The sequence below is a fragment of the Pseudomonas cucumis genome, assembly GCF_030687935.1.
Lineage (GTDB): Bacteria > Pseudomonadota > Gammaproteobacteria > Pseudomonadales > Pseudomonadaceae > Aquipseudomonas > Aquipseudomonas cucumis.
Genome location: NZ_CP117454.1, coordinates 5,610,446 through 5,629,816, shown reverse-complemented (window position 1 = coordinate 5,629,816; position 19,371 = coordinate 5,610,446). Strand labels below are relative to the sequence as shown.

17 protein-coding genes, 1 tRNA gene and 1 pseudogene are annotated in these 19,371 nt (G+C 59.0%); 5 read left to right on the top strand and 14 right to left on the bottom strand.

The annotated features are described in order from the left end of the window. The first annotated feature begins 151 nt into the window (after nucleotides 1-151). The 3 genes from PSH97_RS25615 to PSH97_RS25605 all read left to right on the top strand — a co-directional run bounded on the left by PSH97_RS25615 (nucleotide 152) and on the right by PSH97_RS25605 (nucleotide 5,282). Nucleotides 152-1,441: a GGDEF domain-containing protein gene (locus tag PSH97_RS25615; RefSeq protein WP_305447156.1), complete on the top strand. Its 1,290-nt coding sequence runs from the start codon at nucleotides 152-154 to the stop codon at nucleotides 1,439-1,441. Nucleotides 1,442-1,531: 90 nt separating this feature from the next. Continuing rightward, complete coding sequence (locus PSH97_RS25610; RefSeq protein WP_305447155.1) at nucleotides 1,532-3,328, top strand: acyl-CoA dehydrogenase C-terminal domain-containing protein; 1,797 nt, start codon at nucleotides 1,532-1,534, stop codon at nucleotides 3,326-3,328. 175 nt (nucleotides 3,329-3,503) lie between these two features. Then, on the top strand, nucleotides 3,504-5,282 hold the full coding sequence (locus PSH97_RS25605) for an acyl-CoA dehydrogenase C-terminal domain-containing protein (protein ID WP_305447154.1): 1,779 nt from the start codon (nucleotides 3,504-3,506) through the stop codon (nucleotides 5,280-5,282). A 227-nt stretch (nucleotides 5,283-5,509) separates the two neighbouring features. On the opposite strand, the pseudogene PSH97_RS25600 reads toward PSH97_RS25605, so the two are convergent. After that, nucleotides 5,510-5,632 (bottom strand): annotated as a pseudogene (locus PSH97_RS25600) (LysR family transcriptional regulator); the annotation flags it as partial. 102 nt (nucleotides 5,633-5,734) lie between these two features. On the opposite strand from PSH97_RS25600, the gene PSH97_RS25595 reads away from it, so the two are divergent. Then, complete coding sequence (locus tag PSH97_RS25595; RefSeq protein ID WP_007904205.1) at nucleotides 5,735-5,893, top strand: YqaE/Pmp3 family membrane protein; 159 nt, start codon at nucleotides 5,735-5,737, stop codon at nucleotides 5,891-5,893. A 68-nt stretch (nucleotides 5,894-5,961) separates the two neighbouring features. Here the strand turns inward: PSH97_RS25595 and PSH97_RS25590 are convergent, their stop codons facing one another. The 10 genes from PSH97_RS25590 to PSH97_RS25545 form a co-directional block, all read right to left on the bottom strand. Continuing rightward, nucleotides 5,962-7,794, bottom strand: coding sequence for a S9 family peptidase (locus PSH97_RS25590; protein WP_305447153.1), 1,833 nt, complete (start codon nucleotides 7,792-7,794; stop codon nucleotides 5,962-5,964). Beyond that, nucleotides 7,760-8,902: a pyrroloquinoline quinone biosynthesis protein PqqE gene (pqqE, locus tag PSH97_RS25585; RefSeq protein WP_305449868.1), complete on the bottom strand. Its 1,143-nt coding sequence runs from the start codon at nucleotides 8,900-8,902 to the stop codon at nucleotides 7,760-7,762. Before pqqE ends, PSH97_RS25590 begins: the two co-directional genes overlap by 35 nt. Before the next feature lie 4 nt (nucleotides 8,903-8,906). Then, complete coding sequence (gene pqqD / locus PSH97_RS25580; protein ID WP_305447152.1) at nucleotides 8,907-9,182, bottom strand: pyrroloquinoline quinone biosynthesis peptide chaperone PqqD; 276 nt, start codon at nucleotides 9,180-9,182, stop codon at nucleotides 8,907-8,909. Further along, on the bottom strand, nucleotides 9,179-9,931 hold the full coding sequence (pqqC, locus tag PSH97_RS25575; protein ID WP_063342344.1) for a pyrroloquinoline-quinone synthase PqqC: 753 nt from the start codon (nucleotides 9,929-9,931) through the stop codon (nucleotides 9,179-9,181). Before pqqC ends, pqqD begins: the two co-directional genes overlap by 4 nt. Nucleotides 9,932-10,059: 128 nt before the next feature. Further along, nucleotides 10,060-10,971, bottom strand: a complete 912-nt coding sequence (pqqB, locus tag PSH97_RS25570) for a pyrroloquinoline quinone biosynthesis protein PqqB (protein ID WP_305447151.1) — start codon at nucleotides 10,969-10,971, stop codon at nucleotides 10,060-10,062. A gap of 84 nt (nucleotides 10,972-11,055) precedes the next feature. Then, nucleotides 11,056-11,130 (bottom strand): pyrroloquinoline quinone precursor peptide PqqA, encoded by a 75-nt coding sequence (gene pqqA, locus PSH97_RS25565; protein ID WP_009045898.1) that lies wholly within the window; start codon nucleotides 11,128-11,130, stop codon nucleotides 11,056-11,058. Nucleotides 11,131-11,286: 156 nt separating this feature from the next. Further along, on the bottom strand, nucleotides 11,287-13,725 hold the full coding sequence (pqqF, locus tag PSH97_RS25560; protein WP_305447150.1) for a pyrroloquinoline quinone biosynthesis protein PqqF: 2,439 nt from the start codon (nucleotides 13,723-13,725) through the stop codon (nucleotides 11,287-11,289). A gap of 38 nt (nucleotides 13,726-13,763) precedes the next feature. Further along, nucleotides 13,764-14,558: a carbon-nitrogen hydrolase family protein gene (locus tag PSH97_RS25555; RefSeq protein ID WP_305447149.1), complete on the bottom strand. Its 795-nt coding sequence runs from the start codon at nucleotides 14,556-14,558 to the stop codon at nucleotides 13,764-13,766. 12 nt (nucleotides 14,559-14,570) lie between these two features. After that, a complete protein-coding gene (locus PSH97_RS25550) occupies nucleotides 14,571-16,253 on the bottom strand; it encodes a flavin monoamine oxidase family protein (RefSeq protein WP_008067390.1) in 1,683 nt (560 codons plus the stop codon). A 217-nt stretch (nucleotides 16,254-16,470) separates the two neighbouring features. After that, complete coding sequence (locus tag PSH97_RS25545; protein ID WP_007980298.1) at nucleotides 16,471-16,932, bottom strand: Lrp/AsnC family transcriptional regulator; 462 nt, start codon at nucleotides 16,930-16,932, stop codon at nucleotides 16,471-16,473. A gap of 138 nt (nucleotides 16,933-17,070) precedes the next feature. Here PSH97_RS25545 and PSH97_RS25540 point away from each other — a divergent pair, with 138 nt between their 5' ends. Beyond that, nucleotides 17,071-17,715 (top strand): peptidase M41, encoded by a 645-nt coding sequence (locus PSH97_RS25540; RefSeq protein WP_305447148.1) that lies wholly within the window; start codon nucleotides 17,071-17,073, stop codon nucleotides 17,713-17,715. 312 nt (nucleotides 17,716-18,027) lie between these two features. Here the strand turns inward: PSH97_RS25540 and PSH97_RS25535 are convergent, their stop codons facing one another. From PSH97_RS25535 to PSH97_RS25525, 3 genes are all read right to left on the bottom strand, one after another. Next, on the bottom strand, nucleotides 18,028-18,270 hold the full coding sequence (locus PSH97_RS25535) for a hypothetical protein (protein ID WP_054594326.1): 243 nt from the start codon (nucleotides 18,268-18,270) through the stop codon (nucleotides 18,028-18,030). 10 nt (nucleotides 18,271-18,280) lie between these two features. Beyond that, the gene (locus tag PSH97_RS25530; RefSeq protein WP_305447147.1) at nucleotides 18,281-18,781 is read right to left on the bottom strand and encodes a hypothetical protein; all 501 of its coding nucleotides are present in this window, start codon (nucleotides 18,779-18,781) and stop codon (nucleotides 18,281-18,283) included. 505 nt (nucleotides 18,782-19,286) lie between these two features. Further along, nucleotides 19,287-19,363 (bottom strand) — tRNA-Ile (locus PSH97_RS25525). Between the last annotated feature and the right edge of the window lie 8 nt (nucleotides 19,364-19,371).

Sequence of the window (19,371 nt, the reverse complement as noted above, 5' to 3'; positions counted from 1 at the left end):
CGTCGGTAAATATTCCTGACTAAAACGCTAAGAAGAACGCCATTGCTGCCGTTAAAGAGGATGGCGATGTGACACACGTCACATCGTATGTGCTGAATTGCCCCAAGTGCAGGCACAATGCCATCTTGTTTGCCGGGTCGGAGCTTTACCCTTGCTGCGTTCTTCCGCTGTACGTTTCAGTCATTTTTTGCCATCGCTGCTGTTGTTGCTCGCGGGGCTTGCGGCTGCCTACGTCAAGGATCTCAACGTCTTCTTCACTTCGCTGTTCAACGTGCTGCCCACTCTGGTGCTGTTGCTTGGCGGGGCGTATTGCGCGGTTTACCGACGTCAGCGTGAACTGTTTCTGATGGTCACGGTGTACATCGCCTACTTCCTGCTCGACACCCAGACCGACTATTACCGCGACAATGGCAAAGTTCGTGAAGACGCCGCCGTGGTTTTCCATCTGTGCTGTCTGCTGCTGCCGTTGCTGTTTGGCTTGTTTGCCGCCTGGCAAGAGCGTACTCACCTGTTCCAGGACATGGTGGCGCGCTTCGCGGTATTGCTGGCGTTCGGCAGCGTGGCGCTGGGGCTGGAGCAAAGTTACCCGCAGGCGCTGCTGATGTGGCTGTCAGAGATCCGCTGGCCAGCGTTGCATGGTGCGTGGATGAGCCTGATCCAGTTGTCCTACCCGGTATTCATCGCCTCGTTCCTGTTGTTGGCCTGGCAATACTGGCGCAACCCAAGACCCTTGCATGCTGCGCAATTGGTGGGGCTGCTGGGATTGTTCTGGATGTTGCCGAAAACCTTCATCCTGCCCTTCACCCTGAACATCATGTGCAGCCAGGTGATGTTGATGATTGCCGCCGCGGTTGCCCATGAGGCCTATCAGATGGCCTTCCGCGACGAACTCACCGGCCTGCCGGGTCGCCGCGCATTGAACGAACGCATGCAACGGTTGGGGCGCAATTACGTGCTGGCCATGAGCGACGTCGATCACTTCAAGAAATTCAACGACACCCACGGTCACGATGTCGGCGACCAGGTGCTGCGATTGGTCGCCAGCAAACTGTCGAAAATCAGCGGTGGCGGTAGGGCATATCGCTACGGCGGTGAGGAATTTGCCCTGGTGTTTGCAGGCAAAACCCTCGAGGAGTGTATGCCGCACCTGGAAGTCATTCGCGAATCCATCGCCACCTACAACATCCAGCTGCGCAATCAGGACAACCGTCCCCAGGATGACCAGCAGGGACGCCAGCGCCGCGCCGGTTCAAGCGCCTCGAGTGTATCGGTCACCGTCAGCATCGGTGTCGCCGAGCGGTTGGAGCAGCGCACGCCGGAAGAAGTGCTCAAATCCGCTGACCAGGCGCTCTACAGCGCCAAAGGCGCGGGGCGAAACTGTGTGATGGCTTTCGGTCAGAACCGTCGTGGCGCGGTGCGCATGGACGCCGCTGCGGGTTGAGTGATGATGGCGCATTCAGCGTCTGGACTGTGATTGTGAGGCGTGGTGCGCGGCAGTAGGTTTGAGCAATCTGCTGCCGGAGAAATGACCATGCCCGAGTACAAAGCTCCCCTGCGCGATATGCGCTTTCTGATCGACCACGTCTTCGATTTTCACAGCAACTACGCCGCGCTGGGCGCCACCGATGCCAGCCCGGACATGATCAATGCGATCCTTGAAGAAGGCGCGAAATTCTGTGAGAACGTTCTCGCACCGCTGAACCGCAGCGGCGACGAAGAAGGCTGCCATTTCGACAACGGCGTGGTCACAACGCCTACAGGTTTCAAGCAGGCTTTCGCACAATACGTTGAAGGCGGCTGGCATGGTCTGGCGGCGGATCCGGCTTACGGTGGCCAAGGCTTGCCCAGTTCTTTGGGGTTGGTCATCAGCGAAATGGTCGGTTCCAGCAACACCTCCTGGGGCATGTACCCCGGCCTGACTCACGGTGCGATGTCGGCGATTCACGCCCATGGCACCGAAGAACAGAAACAAACCTACCTGAGCAAGCTCACCGCTGGCCAATGGACCGGCACCATGTGCCTGACCGAAGCCCATTGCGGCACCGATCTGGGCATCATCAAGACCCGCGCCGTGCCTCAGGCTGACGGCAGTTACGCGATCTCCGGCAGCAAGATTTTCATTTCCGCCGGCGAACACGACATGAGTAACAACATCATTCACCTGGTGTTGGCCAAACTGCCGGACGCTCCTGCGGGTACCAAGGGCATTTCGCTGTTTATCGTTCCTAAATTCCTACCCAATGCCGAGGGCGAGGCGGGTGAGCGCAATGGCGTTTCCTGCGGTTCGATCGAACACAAAATGGGCATCAAGGCCTCGGCCACCTGTGTGCTGAATTTCGACGACGCCAAGGGGTTCTTGATCGGTGAGCCGAACAAGGGCCTGAACTGCATGTTCACCATGATGAACCACGCTCGGCTCGGCACCGGCATGCAAGGTTTGTGTCTGGGTGAGGCGAGCTTTCAGGGCGCGATCAAATACGCAAACGACCGCCTGCAAATGCGCTCACTGACCGGCCCGAAAGCACCGGAGAAAGTCGCCGACCCGATCATCGTTCATCCCGATGCACGCAGGATGTTGCTCACCATGAAGGCCTTCAACGAAGGCAACCGGGCGCTGACTTATTTCACCGCGCAGTTGCTGGACGCCGCTCATCTGAGCCCGGATGAAACGGCGCGTCAGGATGCCGAAGACCTGTTGGCGTTCCTGACGCCGATCTGCAAAGCGTTCATGACCGATACTGGGCTGGAGGTGACCAACCTCGGCATGCAAGTGTTTGGCGGTCACGGTTTCATTCGTGAGTGGGGCATGGAGCAGTTGGTTCGCGACTGCCGGATCGCGCCGATCTACGAAGGCACCAACGGCATTCAGGCGCTGGACTTGCTTGGGCGCAAAGTCCTTGGCAGTCAGGGAAAACTGCTGCGCGGCTTCACCAAAATCGTCCACAAATTCTGTGCGGCAAACGCTGAGCATCCGCAACTCGGCAGCTATGTGGCGCAGCTCAATAGTCTGAATCAGCAGTGGGGCGAATTGACCACCAAGGTCGGCATGGCCGCGATGAAAAATCCTGATGAAGTCGGCGCTGCCTCGGTGGATTACCTGATGTACAGCGGTTACATCATCCTCGGCTACCTGTGGCTACGTATGGCGTTGGTGGCTCAGGCGCAGTTGGAGGCGGGCGGCGGCGATGGCGATTACTGCCAGGGCAAACTGGCGACCAGCGAGTTTTACTTCAAGCGTTTGCTGCCACGCACCGCCGCTCATCGGGCGGCCATCGAGGCGGGCAGCGATTGCCTGATGAAGCTGCCGGCGGAGTTGTTTGCGCTCTGACGGTTTGGTTTGAAAAGCTTCGCGGGCGAGAGCTATCTCAGGTGAATACTGGTGACTAAAAATAACAAAACAGTCATGAGTCGACCCTATGTGTCGTAAAAGTTGTTGAGGTACACTCGGACACAACGAAATCACTATTCTACGAACCACCTGTTTAGATCTTGCGAGGTTTGCCATGGCTGACTACAAAGCGCCCCTGCGCGATATGCGCTTCGTCCTCAATGAAGTTTTCGAGGTCGCCAAACTCTGGGCCGAACTGCCTGCGCTGGCCGAGACCGTCGATGCTGAAACGGTCGAAGCCATTCTGGAAGAAGCCGGCAAGGTCACCAGCAAAAGCATCGCGCCCCTGAGCCGCGCAGCTGACGAAGAAGGTTGCCACTGGGCGGACGGTGCCGTCACCACCCCAGGCGGTTTCCCACAGGCTTATCAGACTTACGCCGAAGGCGGTTGGGTCGGTGTCGGTGGTGATCCGACCTACGGCGGCATGGGCATGCCCAAGGCGGTTTCGGCGCAGGTCGAAGAAATGGTCAACTCCGCGAGCCTGTCGTTCGGTCTGTACCCGATGCTGACCGCCGGTGCCTGCCTGTCGATCAACGCCCACGCCAGCGAAGAGCTGAAAGCGGCGTACCTGCCGAACATGTATGCCGGTGTCTGGGCTGGTTCCATGTGCCTGACCGAGCCGCACGCCGGTACTGACCTGGGGATTATCCGCACCAAGGCCGAGCCTCAGGCCGATGGTTCCTACAAAGTCAGCGGCACCAAAATCTTCATCACCGGCGGTGAACATGACCTGACCGAGAACATCATTCATCTGGTGTTGGCCAAACTGCCGGACGCGCCAGCGGGGCCGAAAGGCATTTCGCTGTTCCTGGTGCCCAAGTTCATGGTCAATGCCGATGGCAGCCTGGGCGCGCGCAACCCGGCGAATTGTGGTTCGATCGAACACAAAATGGGCATCCAGGCGTCCGCGACCTGCGTGATGAACTTCGACGAAGCCGTGGGTTATCTGGTCGGTGAGCCGAACAAAGGCCTGGCGGCAATGTTCACCATGATGAACTACGAGCGATTGGGCGTCGGTATTCAGGGCCTGGCCACTGGCGAGCGCTCGTACCAGAACGCTATCGAATATGCTCGCGACCGTCTGCAAAGCCGCTCGCCGACCGGCGCGCAGAACAAGGACAAGGTGGCTGACCCGATCATCGTCCACCCGGACGTGCGTCGCATGCTGCTGACCATGAAAGCCTCGAACGAAGGCGGCCGTGCCTTCTCGACTTATGTGGCGATGCAGCTGGACACCGCAAAATTCAGCGAAGACGCCGCCACCCGCAAGCGCGCAGAAGATCTGGTTGCACTGCTGACGCCGGTGGCCAAGGCCTTCCTGACCGACTTGGGTCTGGAAACCACGGTGCACGGCCAGCAGGTTTTTGGCGGTCACGGCTACATCCGTGAGTGGGGCCAGGAGCAACTGGTTCGTGATGTACGGATCACCCAGATATACGAAGGCACCAACGGTATTCAGGCGCTGGACCTTGTAGGACGCAAGATCGTTGGCAGCGGCGGGGCGTTTTACAATCTGTTCGCTGACGAGATTCGTCATTTCATCGCGACAGCCAATGCCGACCTGGCGGAGTTCACCCAGCCGCTGAATGATGCGGTGGACACCCTCGACGAACTGACCGCATGGTTGCTGGACCGGGCGAAAAACAACCCGAACGAGATCGGCGCGGCGTCGGTCGAGTATCTGCAAGCATTCGGTTACATGGCCTACGCCTACATGTGGGCACTGATGGCCAAGGCAGCCTTCGGTAAAGAAGCGCAGGAGGATTTCTACGCGAGCAAACTCGGAACGGCACGGTTCTATTTCGCACGTCTGCTGCCGCGTATTCACTCGTTGAGCGCGTCGGTAAAGGCGGGTAGCGAATCGTTGTTCCTGTTGGACGCAGGACAATTCTGATCCTTTGACGTTATGTAAGCTTTCTCTTACATAACGTGCTGCTGTTTTCCCATAGGCGAAGATTGGATCCAGAGCTAATCTACTTCACATGGACGTCGCGCAGGAAGCGCAAAGCAACAACACGGACACGTAGGATTCTGCCAGGATGGCGGAGTGAAATGGATGTCAGGGAAACAGTCTGCAAAGCCCCGCTTCGGCGGGGTTTTCTTTTGCCTGGAAAAAAGTACTCAGTGCAACCCGTTCAGTGTCGCCGGGCCATTCAAGTGGTCATCCGGCCCATTCATCACTTCTTCCAGCAATGTCCGCAACAACGTCAGCGAAGCCTGTTGCCGCTGCACATCCCGACACATCTCGAATACTGGCCTTGAAGAGCCGCAATGAACCCTGAAGAACGCCGCAGGTCGATTAGCTGTATGGTTTCACAAGAGCCAACTTCAATCAGGAGCTACCCCATGGACTTTATTCGAATCATCATCGCCATTCTGTTGCCGCCACTGGGTGTGTTTCTGCAAGTCGGTTTCGCTGGGGCATTCTGGCTGAACATTCTGCTGACATTGTGCGGTTACATTCCGGGGATCGTGCATGCGGTGTACATCATCGCCAAGCGCTGATATTCGCTCCTACAGGGATAACACAATACCCGTAGGAGCGAGCTTTCCGCGAATGGCGCGACGCGGTTTCAGCCCGCGAGCGTCATCACCCTTCGATAAAACAACCACTCCTGCTCCAGCGCATGGGCCTGATTACCGGCCTTGCGAAAGCCATGGCGTTCGTCGGCGTAGTAATGTGCTTCGACCAGAATGCCGTTGTCCTGTAGCGCAGTGACCATGTCGCGGGTCTGTTGTGGCACCACCACGGCGTCCAGTTCACCCTGAAAGAAGATCACCGGAACGCTGATGTTGTTCGCGTGCAGCAATGGCGTGCGTGCGGCGTAGCGTTCGGCGTCCTGCACCGGGTCGCCGATCAACCAGTCCAGATAATCACCTTCGAACTTGTGGGTGGCGCGGCCTAGCGCAACGGGGTCGCTGACGCCATACAGGCTGGCACCCGCACGAAAGACCTTGTGAAAGGCCAGTGCGCACAACGTGGTGTAGCCACCGGCGCTTCCTCCACGGATAAACGCTTTGTCGCCGTCGATCAGTCCACGTTTGGCGAGGTAGGCGACCACCGCACAGGCATCTTCCACATCCACATCGCCCCAGCTCAAATGCAACGCTTGGCGATACGCGCGGCCATATCCGCTGCTGCCTCGGTAGTTGAGGTCGGCCACGGCGAAGCCGCGCTGCGCCCAATACTGGATTCGCGGGTCGAGCATCGGGTAGCAGGCGGAAGTCGGGCCGCCGTGAATGAACACCACCAACGGTGGTTTCGTGTCGCCGGTCATCGCCGGGTAGAAGAAACCATGGGCCTCGGCCGAGCCGCTTGGATAGCGCAGGGTTTGCGGGCGGCTGATCTGTTCGGCGGGCAGCGGTGCAACACCGCCGGCGAGTGTCTTCACCTGCCGGTTCTGGCGGTCAATGGCAATCACCGCCGACGAACTGACCGGCGAAGCGGCGATGCAGTAGATGAATTGTTCATCCTGTGCGAGATGGCGAAAGCGGCTGTAGTCGCCAGTGAAATCATCACAGGAACCATCGCCATGACAAAGCCCCAGTCGACCAAAACCGCCTTCGGTCCAACTCGCCAGATAACTGTCTTCGCCCAACGGCAACCAGGTGCAACCACCCAGTTGCCAAGGCGCCGGTCCATGGTCGGCGGCAGCACTCGGGAGCGGACTCAGGCCGTTGCCCGACTCCACCCACGGCTGCCAGAAACCGCCGCGATCCGTCAGACAAAACAGACGGCCGCGGTCATCGAATCGAGGTTGTTGCAGTGACTCCTGGGCACCGTCACCCGCCACGCAGCGCGGTTGTGCGAAGGTGTGATCACTCTGGCGTTCGGCAACCATCAGGCGAGTCGCGGTCCAGGGCTGATCCGGGCGATTCCACTCGATCCAGGCCAGGCGTCGACCGTCAGGACTCACGGTCGGTGCAGCATAGAAATCAGCGCCTTCGGCCAGTAGATGACGTCGGCCATCAGCCAGATCGATAGCCACTAGGCGATGTCGATCGCGGTTCTCTTCCACGGCCAGCACTTGCCCGTTGGCGAAGTGCAGATCGCCGTAACGGCATTCATTTGAGGTCAGGACCTCAGGTGTCTCTCCCGTCAGCGATTGCCGATACAGCTGCTGGTCGGCCTCATTGACGAAAACCAGCCCGTCATCGGTCAGACAAAACGCGCCGCCGCCATATTCGTACACCCGGCTGCGCACACTGAAGGTGGGCGGCGTCAGGCAACGAGCCTGGCCGTCGCGCCACTGCCAGATCCGGCAGGCGGCATCCTCGGGGCGGTATTCGTTCCAGAACAGGCCATGCTTGCCGACCTGTAACTCGGCGAAGTCGATGCCGGCCGCGACAGCCCTGGCGGCGCTCAAAGGTTCAGCTTTTGGCGATGAGGCGTGAGTTTCGTTCATTGCGAAAGGCCAGTTGTTCAATGGTCTGGGTCGCGTGTTCGGCTTCTTCGCGGGCCTTGAGAATCACGCCGTGATGTTCCGACTTGCTGCACACCGGGTCGGCGTTGCTCGCGTCACCCGTGAGCATGAATGCCTGACAGCGGCAGCCGCCGAAGTCCTTTTCTTTCTCGTCGCAGGAGCGGCACGGCTCGGGCATCCAGTCGTAACCGCGAAAGCGGTTGAAGCCGAACGAGTCGTACCAGATGTGTTGCATGCTGTGGTCGCGCACGTTGGGAAACTGCACCGGCAGCTGCCGGGCGCCATGACAGGGCAGGGCGGTTCCGTCTGGCGTGACGGTCAGAAAGATACTGCCCCAGCCATTCATGCAGGCTTTCGGACGTTCTTCGTAATAGTCAGGCGTGACGAAAATCAGCTTGCACGGATGCCCTTCGGCTTCCAGTTTGGCGCGGTATTCGTTGGTGATGCGTTCGGCGCGAACCAATTGTTCTTTGGTCGGCAACAGGCCAACCCGATTGAGCTGGGCCCAGCCGTAGAACTGACACGTCGCGAGTTCGACGAAGTCCGCTTCAAGGGCGATGCACAGCTCGATGATCCGGTCGATCTTGTCGATGTTGTGCCGATGGGTGACGAAGTTCAGCACCATCGGATAGCCGTGAGCCTTCACCGCGCGGGCCATTTCGAGCTTTTGCGCGAAGGCCTTTTTTGAGCCGGCCAAGAGGTTGTTCACCTGCTCGTCGCTGGCTTGAAAACTGATCTGGATGTGGTCCAGACCGGCCTTCTTGAAGTCGCTGATTTTCTGCTCGGTGAGGCCGATGCCGGAAGTGATCAGGTTGGTGTAGAAACCCAGCTTGCGCGCCTCGGCTATCAACTCGGCGAGGTCTTGACGCACCAGCGGTTCACCGCCGGAAAACCCCAGCTGCGCCGCGCCCATTTCCCGGGCTTCGCGAAAGACGTTGAGCCACTGCTCGGTGGTCAACTCTTTGCCTTGCTCGGCGAAATCCAGCGGGTTGGAGCAGTACGGGCATTGCAGTGGGCAGCGATACGTCAGCTCGGCCAGCAGCCAAAGGGGCAGGCCGATTTCGGGCTTGGGCGGTAACTTGTCTGACACGGAATCAGGCAAGTTCGATCCAGTGCTGAGCACGGGCGACCTCCATGAATTGCTCGATGTCGTCACCGAGCTCAGGCACGTCGGGAAACTGCGCGCCCAGTTCGGCGATGATCGCCGCGACATTCCGCTGGCCATCAATCAAACCACCAATCAGCGCAGCGCTGTCGTTGAGTTTGATCATGCCTTCCGGGTAGAGCAGCACATGGCCTTTTTGTGCCGGTTCGTACTGGAAACGGTAGCCGGTGCGCCATGTCGGGGTTTTGCTGCGATCGAAACTCATAAGGTGATTCCTTTATGCCAGACCCGCTGCTCGGTCACGCTGTGGTACGGCGGGCGGTTCAGTTCGTAGGCCATGCTCATGGCATCGAGCATGCTCCAAAGAATGTCCAGTTTGAACTGGAGAATTTCCAGCATGCGTTCCTGGCCTTCCCGCGTAGTGTAATGCTGCAAAGTGATCGCCAGACCATGCTCCACATCCCGACGCGCCTGGCCCAGACGCGTGCGGAAATATTCGTAGCCGGCCGGGTCGATCCAAGGGTAATGCTGCGGCCAACTGTCGAGGCGCGATTGGTGGATCTGCGGCGCGAACAGCTCGGTCAGCGAACTGCTGGCGGCTTCCTGCCAACGGGCCCGGCGGGCGAAGTTGACGTAGGCATCCACGGCGAAACGCACGCCAGGCAGTACCAATTCCTGAGAGCGCAACTGATCCGGGTCGAGACCGACCGCTTGGCCGAGGCGTAGCCAGGCTTCGATACCGCCCTCTTCTCCGGGGGCGCCGTCGTGGTCCAGCAGGCGCTGAATCCACTCGCGACGAATCTCGCGGTCCGGGCAATTGGCCAGGATCGCGGCGTCCTTGAGCGGGATGTTCACCTGGTAATAGAAACGATTGGCGACCCAGCCCTGGATCTGCTCGCGCGTCGCCCGGCCTTCATACATCGCCACGTGATACGGGTGATAGATATGGTAGTAGGCGCCCTTGGCGCGCAGGGCCGCTTCGAATTCGGCGGGGGACATTGCGGTGTCAGTCATTGCGGTTCTCCGGGAACAACCGGTGGATTCTTTGGTGTCGGGTCTGACGCCTTCACGGGCAAGCCTCGCTCCTGCAGAGATAGCGCTATCCCTGTAGGCGCGAGGCTTGCCCGCGAAGAGGCCATCCGCTACAACACAATACTCATGCCGTCATACGCCACTTCAACCTCGCGCCGAACCAGCTCCGCACGCTCCGGCGAATCCTCATCGAGAATCGGGTTGGTGTTGTTGATATGGATAAGCACTTTGCGCTGTTTGGGCAGCTGTTCCAGAACTTCGAGCATGCCGCCGGGGCCGTTCTGCGCCAAGTGACCCATTTCCCGGCCAGTGCGCGTGCCAACGCCACGGCGCTGCATTTCGTCGTCGTCCCACATCGTGCCATCCACCAACAGGCAATCGCTGCTGGCCATGATCTTCAGCAGCGATACGTCGACCTTGCCCAGGCCCGGTGCATAGAACAGTTTACCGCCGGTGCTCAGGTCTTCGACGATCAGGCCGATGTTGTCGCCTGGATGCGGGTCGAACCGATGCGGCGAGTACGGCGGGGCGGCGCTGCGCAGGGGCAGCGGGGTGAAGCGCAGGTTCGGGCAGGCCGGGACGGTGAAGCTCTGATCGAGTTCGATACGGTTCCAGTTCAGCCCGCCATTCCAGTGGGTCAGCATGGTGAACAGCGGGAAACCGGTGCTCAAATCTTCGTGGACCATGTCGGTGCACCAGACCTGATGCGGGCAACCTTCGCGCAGGCTGAGCAGGCCAGTGGTGTGATCGATCTGGCTGTCCATCAGGATGATTGCGCTGATGCCGGTGTCACGCAGCGCGCGACCGGGTTGCATCGGAGCGAAGTTCTGGAGTTGGGCGCGGATGTCCGGCGAAGCATTGCACAGCACCCAGTTCACGCCGTCATCGGAAATCGCGATGGACGACTGGGTACGCGCCTCGGCCCGCAGGCTGCCGTCGCGAAAACCTGCGCAGTTCACGCAGTTGCAGTTCCACTGGGGGAAACCGCCGCCGGCGGCGGAACCTAGAATCTGGACAAACATGGCCGCTCCATCATTGAAAACTGAAAATAAAAACGCCCCGGCGAGCCGAGGCGTAGCACTGCATTCTCTACCAGACGGCAGAGCTTAGCGGCTTGCGAAGTACATGGTGACTTCAAAGCCGATACGCAGGTCAGTGTAAGCAGGTTTGGACCAGGACATAGAAGCGCTCCTTCAGGTGGATGGGACAGTTGAGACCTATACATATAGTCCACCTCCAGCCGGAGATGTTCAGATAGTTAGGTGGCTATGTTACTCAAAATTACAGAACGATTGGCCACGAATCTTTGAGAAAGCTAATTGCAGCGCCGGTAATGATCATTTTGCCACTTGCCAAGGCGTCCCGGAACAAGGCCCGCTGGCCAGGCAGCGCCATCCGCCATCGGCCCGATTCAGTCGTTGTGCCGCCGCCAGCAAGGCTTCGCGGTCGATCATCAGAATCGCCTGAGGCAGATGTTTCAGGTAATCCGACAAGTGGCCGGCCAGTTTGCCTTGCCAGAGCAGCTCGGCGGCCTGGGCGTTGGGCAGGGCGGTATTGTCGAATTGATCGGCCAGCGCTTGGCGTTGAGCGATGAAGGTCGCTTCATCGATGCGGTCGATCATCCCCTCCAATTCGCTGAGGAACTGTTCGATGTGCTCCAGTAAATCCAGAGGCGCGACACTCGGCGATTGCACGCCAAAAAGCAGCCCGGTCTGACCGTTTAACTGACGTAGTCCGCTGAATACGGCGTAACCAAGTTGCAGCTCCACCCGAAGGCGCTGGTAGAACGGCGTCTGGCACACGTGTGCGAGCAAACGCCAGGCGGCTTCATCGGCGATGTCATGGGTTGCTGTCGGACAAAAAAGTAACAGCGCGTGTTCGCTGGATTCGGTGGCGAAGGTACTCCAGAGATGCTGTGAGCGAATCGACGGAGGCGGCGTCAGTTGACTGTCCGCAGTGCCGGGAATACGACTCAAGGCAAACCCCATTGCTGCTTGAGTCTGGGCAGACAGGCCTGTCGCCAGGCCATCCCAGCGTGCGCTCGACCAGAGTTGCTGCAGGTCATCCGAGGCTACGGTGTGCTCAAGGCATAGATCGGGCAGTGCCTTGAGCAATTGTCGAATCGGCATCAACGCAATGGACGCTGGCTCTTTCTGTGAGAAATCGGCATCCGGGTTTGTCAGTTCTTTCAGCGCATGTTCGAGGACTGTCGGCATCGGTTCCTGCAGGCCCGTCATTTTCAACAGCCATTCATTGCCCGAAGCGCTGAAGGAAAAGTCGACACCGGCCTGACGCGCATCTTCGCGCAGCATCCGCAGGTTGTTTTCCAGATTCGACTGAAGGCGGTTGTGAGGTGCGAATTCCAGGCGCCAGCGCAAATAAATAGCACCTTCATCGGTGTTATCCGGCAATGCCTGACTGAACTGCATCGGCGATCGTTCGCGGCGACTGCGGGAGCGATCCTGGGCAAAGGTCCGCAGGCCGCGGTGGGCGCTGGTCTGGCCGCGAATCAATCCGGCATTCGAGGCTGGAGTCTCGGCGCGCAAAAACGGGTTGGGGGTCGGCAGCTGCCACTGGCCGGTGAAGTTATCCACAGCGCCAATTTGTTTGAGGATTGCCTTGAGGGCGACAACGCCCTGTTCGGACAGCCCGGCTTCAAGCTGTTCGCTGTCTCGTCGGGCCAGTTGCAAGGCGCTGCTGACTTGCTGTTGGCGTTGCAGCAGGGCTGCATACTCATCGCGCAGCTCGGCCCAATCCTGATGAGAGGCAAAAAAGCCCAGCCAATCCAAGAGCCGTTCGCGGATTATTTTGTCCGGTTGCGTGGCGCGGGCGGGCCGTGTGAATTCGATGTGCAGCAAGGCTTGGCCGGCGTAGTGATAGAGCGGCGCGGCTTTCAGGTTTTCCGCCAGCCCATGTTCTCGCAGCTGCGCCAACAAGCCGCCGGGTTTTTCGGTGTTCAGCCAATGGCACAGGAACGCCAGCGCTTCGGGCGATGAGTCGGGCAGCGCTTCGAAGGCGAACAGCAGATCCAGCCGACGCTCTCCAGCCTGTTGATAACTATTGTCTGAAGAACCCATCAACAGAGTGGGCTTTGTCTGAGGGACTTTTTCGCCGTGGGTAATAGCAACGGCAAACGCCTGCGCCATCGCCTTCAACTCATCGAGACTCTGTGGCCCGGCCAGGCTCAGCGTCATCTGCCCGGTCTGGTAAAACTGCTGATAGAAACCCTTCAACGCTTGCTGAAATTCGGGCTGCGGCACCGGCAGGCTGTAACGGTTTCCCGCATGAAATGCCCGCAATGGATGAGCCGCCGAGAGTCCATCAAACAGCGCGAACTGCTGTTGGGCCGTCGCATCCCGCGACCAGGCGACAAATTCGGCGTGCAGCACTTCCCGTTCCCGCCGCTGATCGTCCGGATTCATACGCGGATGAGCGAGCATGTCTGACAGACGCTCCAGTCCACCCCTAAACGCCTGAGGCGGCAGCTCGAAAAAGAAGTCCGTCGTACGTTCGCTGGTTCGCGCATTCACCTGCCCGCCATGACCTTGCACGTAGGCCATCAGCCCTTGCTCTGCGGGAAAGCGCTCTGTTCCCAGGAACAGCAAATGCTCAAGAAAGTGCGCCAGCCCCGGCCAGGCCAGTGGCACGTCGTGACTCCCGGCAGCGACCCGCAGCGCGGCGGCGCAGCGCTTCAAATCCGGAGCATGACGCAGCGTCACCCGCAGGCCGTTGGCGAGGGTTTCAGTGTGGAGGCGAGGGTGATTCAGCGCAGGCATGAGCACTTCCAGAACAGAGAAGCGCTAATGCTAGCGGATTAGGGCTTGTTCAGCTCGCCGTATAGCTCTGGGCGGCGGTCGAGGAAGTAACGATTGGCGGCGCGGGAATCGATCATCAGCTGACGATCCAGTTCACCGACAATCAGCGCTTCATCAAGTCCGGCCTGGGCGATGCGGCTGCCATCCGGCGCGGCGATGCTGCTTTGGCCGCAATACTTGATCTCGCCTTCGTGCCCGCAATAGTTGGCGTAAGCCACATAACACTGGTTTTCGAAGGCGCGTGCGCGGACGGTGACGTCGGCGATGAAGTCGTAGGGAATCATGTTCGCCGTCGGTACCAGAATCAGCTCGGCGCCGGCCAATGCCAGGCGCCGGGCGTTTTCCGGGAACTCCAGGTCGTAGCAGATCAAAAAGCCAAGCTTCCAGCCGTTGAGTTCAACCAACGGAAACTCATCCGGCCCGGCGCTGAACATTGAGTTATCAAGGTCGCCGAACAAGTGAGTCTTGCGGTAGTTGCACAACCGCTCGCCATTGGCATCGATCAACTGTACGGCGTTATAGATCTGCCCGTCTTCGGTACGCTCCGGGTAGCCATACAAAATGGCGATCCCCGTCGCTTTGGCAATGCGCGCGATTTGCTGCGCCGACTCACCGTTGTGCACCTCCGCCAGTACGCTGACCGCATCGATGCCGATGTTGTAGCCGGTCAGGAACATCTCCGGCAGCACCAGCAAGTCCGCGCCCTTGGCCTCCAGCGCCAGTTGATGCAGGCGTTGCAGATTGCCTGCGACATCCAGGGGCAGCGGTGGGCATTGGTAAAGGGCTACGCGCATTTCGGATTCCTCTTACTCGGGGAGGGCGATCGGACCGATCTCGTTGAACACATCTCCTGGACCCGGGTTTTCGGCGTGAGTTTCACCGCCGAAGTGTTTCATGATCCCCCACACCGCGTTGAGCGAGGTCTGCACTGCGCCTTCGACCCAGGCTGGCGTCCACGAAACGTCATCGCCGGCGATGAAAATCCCGCGTTGCTCGGCCGGCATGTCGTCCTGCATGAAGTGCGCGTACATGCGCTGATTGTAGCGGTAGTGGCCGGGCAGGGCGCCTTTGAAGGCTCCGAGGAAATGCGGGTCGGCTTCCCAGGACACAGTGATCGGATCGCCGATGATCCGCGCGGCGATGTCGACTTTCGGGTAGATCTTCTTCAACGCATCCAGCGCCAGCTTCACCCGTTTTTCCACCGGGTGCGGAAGCATTTTCAGCGCATCACTCATCCACGAGTACGACAGGCAAATCACCCCTGGCTTGTCGTCGCCGTTGTCGAATAGATAAGTGCCACGGGTCAGGCGATCGGTGAGGGTCATGCTCATCAGGTCGCGACCGGTTTCCGGGTCCTTGTCCTTCCAGAATGGGCGATCGACCATCACGAAAGTCTTCGACGATTGCATGTAGCGGGTGCGGTCCAGGGCCATCCACATCTTTTGCGAGAACAGGCTTTCGTCGCATTCGATCTGGGTGGTCAGCAACCAGCTCTGGCAGGTGGTCAGTACCGCCGCGTATTCGCGTGTGTCGCCGTAGTTATCGGTGACGGTAAAACGCCCGTTCGGTGCGTGGGCGATTTTTTTCACTCCGGAGCGCGGCGCGCCGCTATGCAACGAGCTGAGGCTGGTGCCTTCAGGCCAATGCACGCAACGCTCCGGCACATGGCGCCAGATGCCCAGCGGCACTTGTTCCACGCCGCCGACTACCAGATGCTGGTGATCGTCGCAGTTGGTCATCACCACGCGGAAGATTTCCAGCATCGAATTGGGGAAGTCCGAGTCCCAGCCGCCGGTGCCGAAACCGACCTGACCGAACACTTCGCGGTGATGGAACGAGAGCTTGGCGAAGGCTTCGGAGGTGGCGACGAAATCGTAGAAGGTGCGGTCGTCCCACAGCGGCACCAGGGTGTTCCACAGTTCCTTGAGGCGCGGTACGTCGCGGTCACGAATCGCTTGCTGGATATCGGAGAACTGCGAGCCGGCTTCCAGAGCATCGGCCCAGGCGTCAGCGACTTCCTGGAACAGTGCAGGAAGATCCGCCAGTTTCTGTGCGTAATGAGTTTTGCCTTCCAGATCGATTACCGTGCTACCTGATGCAGGCGTCAGCGGGTTCGGGAAGGGTTTGGTCTGGAGGCCGAGCTTGTCGACGTAGTGATAAAACGCGGTCGACGACACCGGGAAACGCATACCGCCGAGTTCGGCGATGATGCCTTCCGCGCCATTGAACGCCTGGGAGCGCAGACGGCCGCCCATCTTCGAGGCTTCATAGACGACGGGTTTGAGGCCCAGCTTCATCAATTCGTAGGCGGCTACCAGGCCGGCAATGCCTGCGCCGACAATCGCCACTTCGGCGCCGTGATTGTGCGCAGGAATGCTGCCCAGCCCGGCCGGGTGTTCGATCCAGTCGTCGAAGGCGAAAGGAAAGTCCGGGCCGAAAACAGTGACCGGTTTTTTACCGTCTGCAGGATGGCGATTGTTCTTGTTCATGGCTGACCTTGCTGGCGACCTGACGCAGAGTGCGCGTCTGAGTATAGGAAAAGATGGCAGCCATTCTAGAGAGCGTAGAGCACGTTAATAAGACGCAATGTGTCGTCATTTTGCTAATTGTTTTATCAATATGACGATGTATCACTACATATTGTAGGTGTGAGCAGTGCGGCGATCCGACTTGCCCGCGAAGAGTCCCGACCAGACACCGAAGGCCTCAAACCGGCTGCCCCCGATCAATCTTGCTGCTCAGGATGATCGAAGTCGTCGTCTTCTCCACCCCATCCACACTGCCAATCTGATCCAGCAACTGATCCAGCTGCTCCGGCGAATCGGTGCGCAACCACGCCACATAATCAAACTCGCCACTCACCGCACACAGCTGCTGCACCTGAGCCATGGCGCTAAGTCGTCGCAGCACTTCCTTGCCAGACCTCGGTTGCACCGTAATCCCGACGTAAGCCTGCAATCCGCCATCCACCACACGCTGACCCAGTCGCACACCGTAACCGGTGATCACCTTGGCCTTTTCCAACCGGGCCAGGCGCGAAGTAACGGTGGTCCGGGCGATGCCCAGTTGCCGGGCAAGCATGGCCACACTTTCACGGGCATTGATCTGCAGGGCGGCGATCAATTGGCGGTCGATTTCGTCGAGAACGGGCGGGCGAGTGTCAGGCAAAGGGGGATCTCCAGGGGTACAGAGCAATGGGCAGGCATATTACAGGCAGTCCATGCCCTCAACGGGTTAATTGGATGGACACAAATTGTCACTCGTAGTCGAATGCGCAACCAGGGGCTGTGAAGCGAGGGGATCGAAATGAAGAGCATGCCTGCGGCTCTGCGAGACTATGCACTGCAGATTGCCAATCACGAAATGGGGCATTACGTCGTAGCCCGAGCCCTGGGTTTTGAAACGGGTGATGTGACCCTGAAAGTTGGTATGGGCTTGACGCACCATGGCGGGGCGTCCATTACCTTGACGCGGTCAATTTCGTCGATCGAAACCATGAAGGCGTATTTGGAAGCCCGGACGGTGGTCCTCTTCGCCGGCGCCATGGGCCAGACATTACCTTCAAAGCATTCGCCCAAAAAACGCGTCGATGAGCCGAAAGCGGCAGCCATCCTGAAAGGAGAGTTTGGAGCGCAACAGGATTACGCAAAAATAAGAGAGTTACGGTATTTGCTTCGAAATATCGACTATCCCGATACGGATCCAGCGTCGTCTGATCGCATCATTGCTGAGCTGACAGAAATTAATGATCGCTTGTGGTTGCGCACCCAAGAAATCGTCGAGGTGTTGGCCGATACGATTACTGGATTGGCGGGGCTTTTGGTGGAGCGCATGGTCATTGTGGAGCAGTGGGGGCGGCCGGCGGATACGTATGAGGTTGTGTTGACGGGGGAAGTGCTTGAGCGGTTGCAGCCGGTGCAGGCGATCCCTTCATTGGGTGTTTGGACGTAAGCTGATTGGCAGCGACGTCCAGAGAGTATCCCGTCGAAAAAAAGCCCAACAAGGCGGCAAAGTGCCCAAATGCGCCCATTACGCAATTCTCGGAGTTTGCCTACAACCTTGGCGGACGTCATCCGATAACCCGCCGTCCGCGCAAAATATGGGCGGCATCTAACCTACGTTAGGAGTTACCAGTATGTTCAAAGTAACCCCCAATCCGCCGGCAAGGTCCAACGCTAAGATCATCGATCAACGCGCTGTTGATCGACTGTTGTCCCATATGATTTTGGGTCAGAGACGGCACCGAGAAATCGTGCCAGGGCTTCAGTCCCCCTCCGTGAACCGCCGCCGCGTCAGGAAAAGCACCACGCCCAGCGGCACGGCCAGCAGTGCTAGCAGCTCCAGGTCAAAGCCCAGCACCTGCTGCTCACCAACCTTGAAGATGCTGACCAAGCCCGTTGCCAGCAGCGCCAAACCCAGCCACTTGCGCAGCGGGTATGGTTTCAGAAACTGAACGAGGATCGCGCCCAGCACCAGAAGGACGACAGTTTGCATGATGTAGGGCATGTGCAGTTCCTCAGACCTTGATGACCAGCGTCACGACAGAGCGCTGTGGGCCAATCCCGCCATGGACCTCTCCCTCGATGCTGACCAGCACGTCACCTGCATGCAGGTTCGGCAGGGCCCCTTTGAGGTACCAGTTGACACCTGTCGTCACGACTGCACCTGAAACCCAGCCAATGAGCGGCCCGCCCAACGCACCTACCCTCCCGGCAACGCCACCTGAGGCCGCAGCAATTCCCTTGGCGACGTTGCCGCGCATAGTGCTGATAGCATCGGCCTGCTGCCGGGTCAGGGGATTGGAAATGCAGACTGTCAGCAGGCATGGCAGGTTTCGAGCCTGCATTCGGTCGTACATATCGACGACCATGCTGTTGACTTGGTAATGGGCGCGTTTCGCTTCGCCAAAGTGCAGCTCGCGCAGGCGACCTCGGTCGCTTTCCATGAGGGTGATTTGAGACAGATTGAAGACGATCCCTTCCTCGGACCTGTACTGCGTGGTCTTCTCGAACTTCATGCGCGTATCCATTCGTGCACAAAGACGATGATTTTCTACAAGCGGTGACTAAGATGCAAACGGTCTTTGATGTGAGGCCCCCGGGGAATTTGACGTCTGCACGGGTCTCATCGCCAGCTACCGCACCCCCGCAAGGTCAGTTTTCGGTCAGCGGCAACAGCGACGGCTCATTCGGCGTCCGAAAGTGTGCTGTGGGACCTGAAGCAAGAGAACAATAGCTTCGACCTAGATTCGGCTTACGATCAGTATGATCGTGCTCGGGAGATGTCAGCTGCGTTGGAGCTGGGCACTATGCTGGGACGGTACTCCTTCGCGGTGCCGGATGAGGTTGCACGCGGTGAGTTGCGGCTGTTGCGCAATCCAGAGGATGACCTGTAGGCCAAGGCACCTCCTTGAAGCGCCTTGGCGGCTGGCGAACGAGCATTGTACCCTTGGACCATAGGACTGTATCTGTGGTGGACCACCCAGAAACACGAAAGCCGCGCAATTGCGCGGCTTTTTTGTTTGGTGGGCCCAGTAGGACTCGAACCTACGACCAAGGGATTATGAGTCCCCTGCTCTAACCAACTGAGCTATAGGCCCTCAGTAGG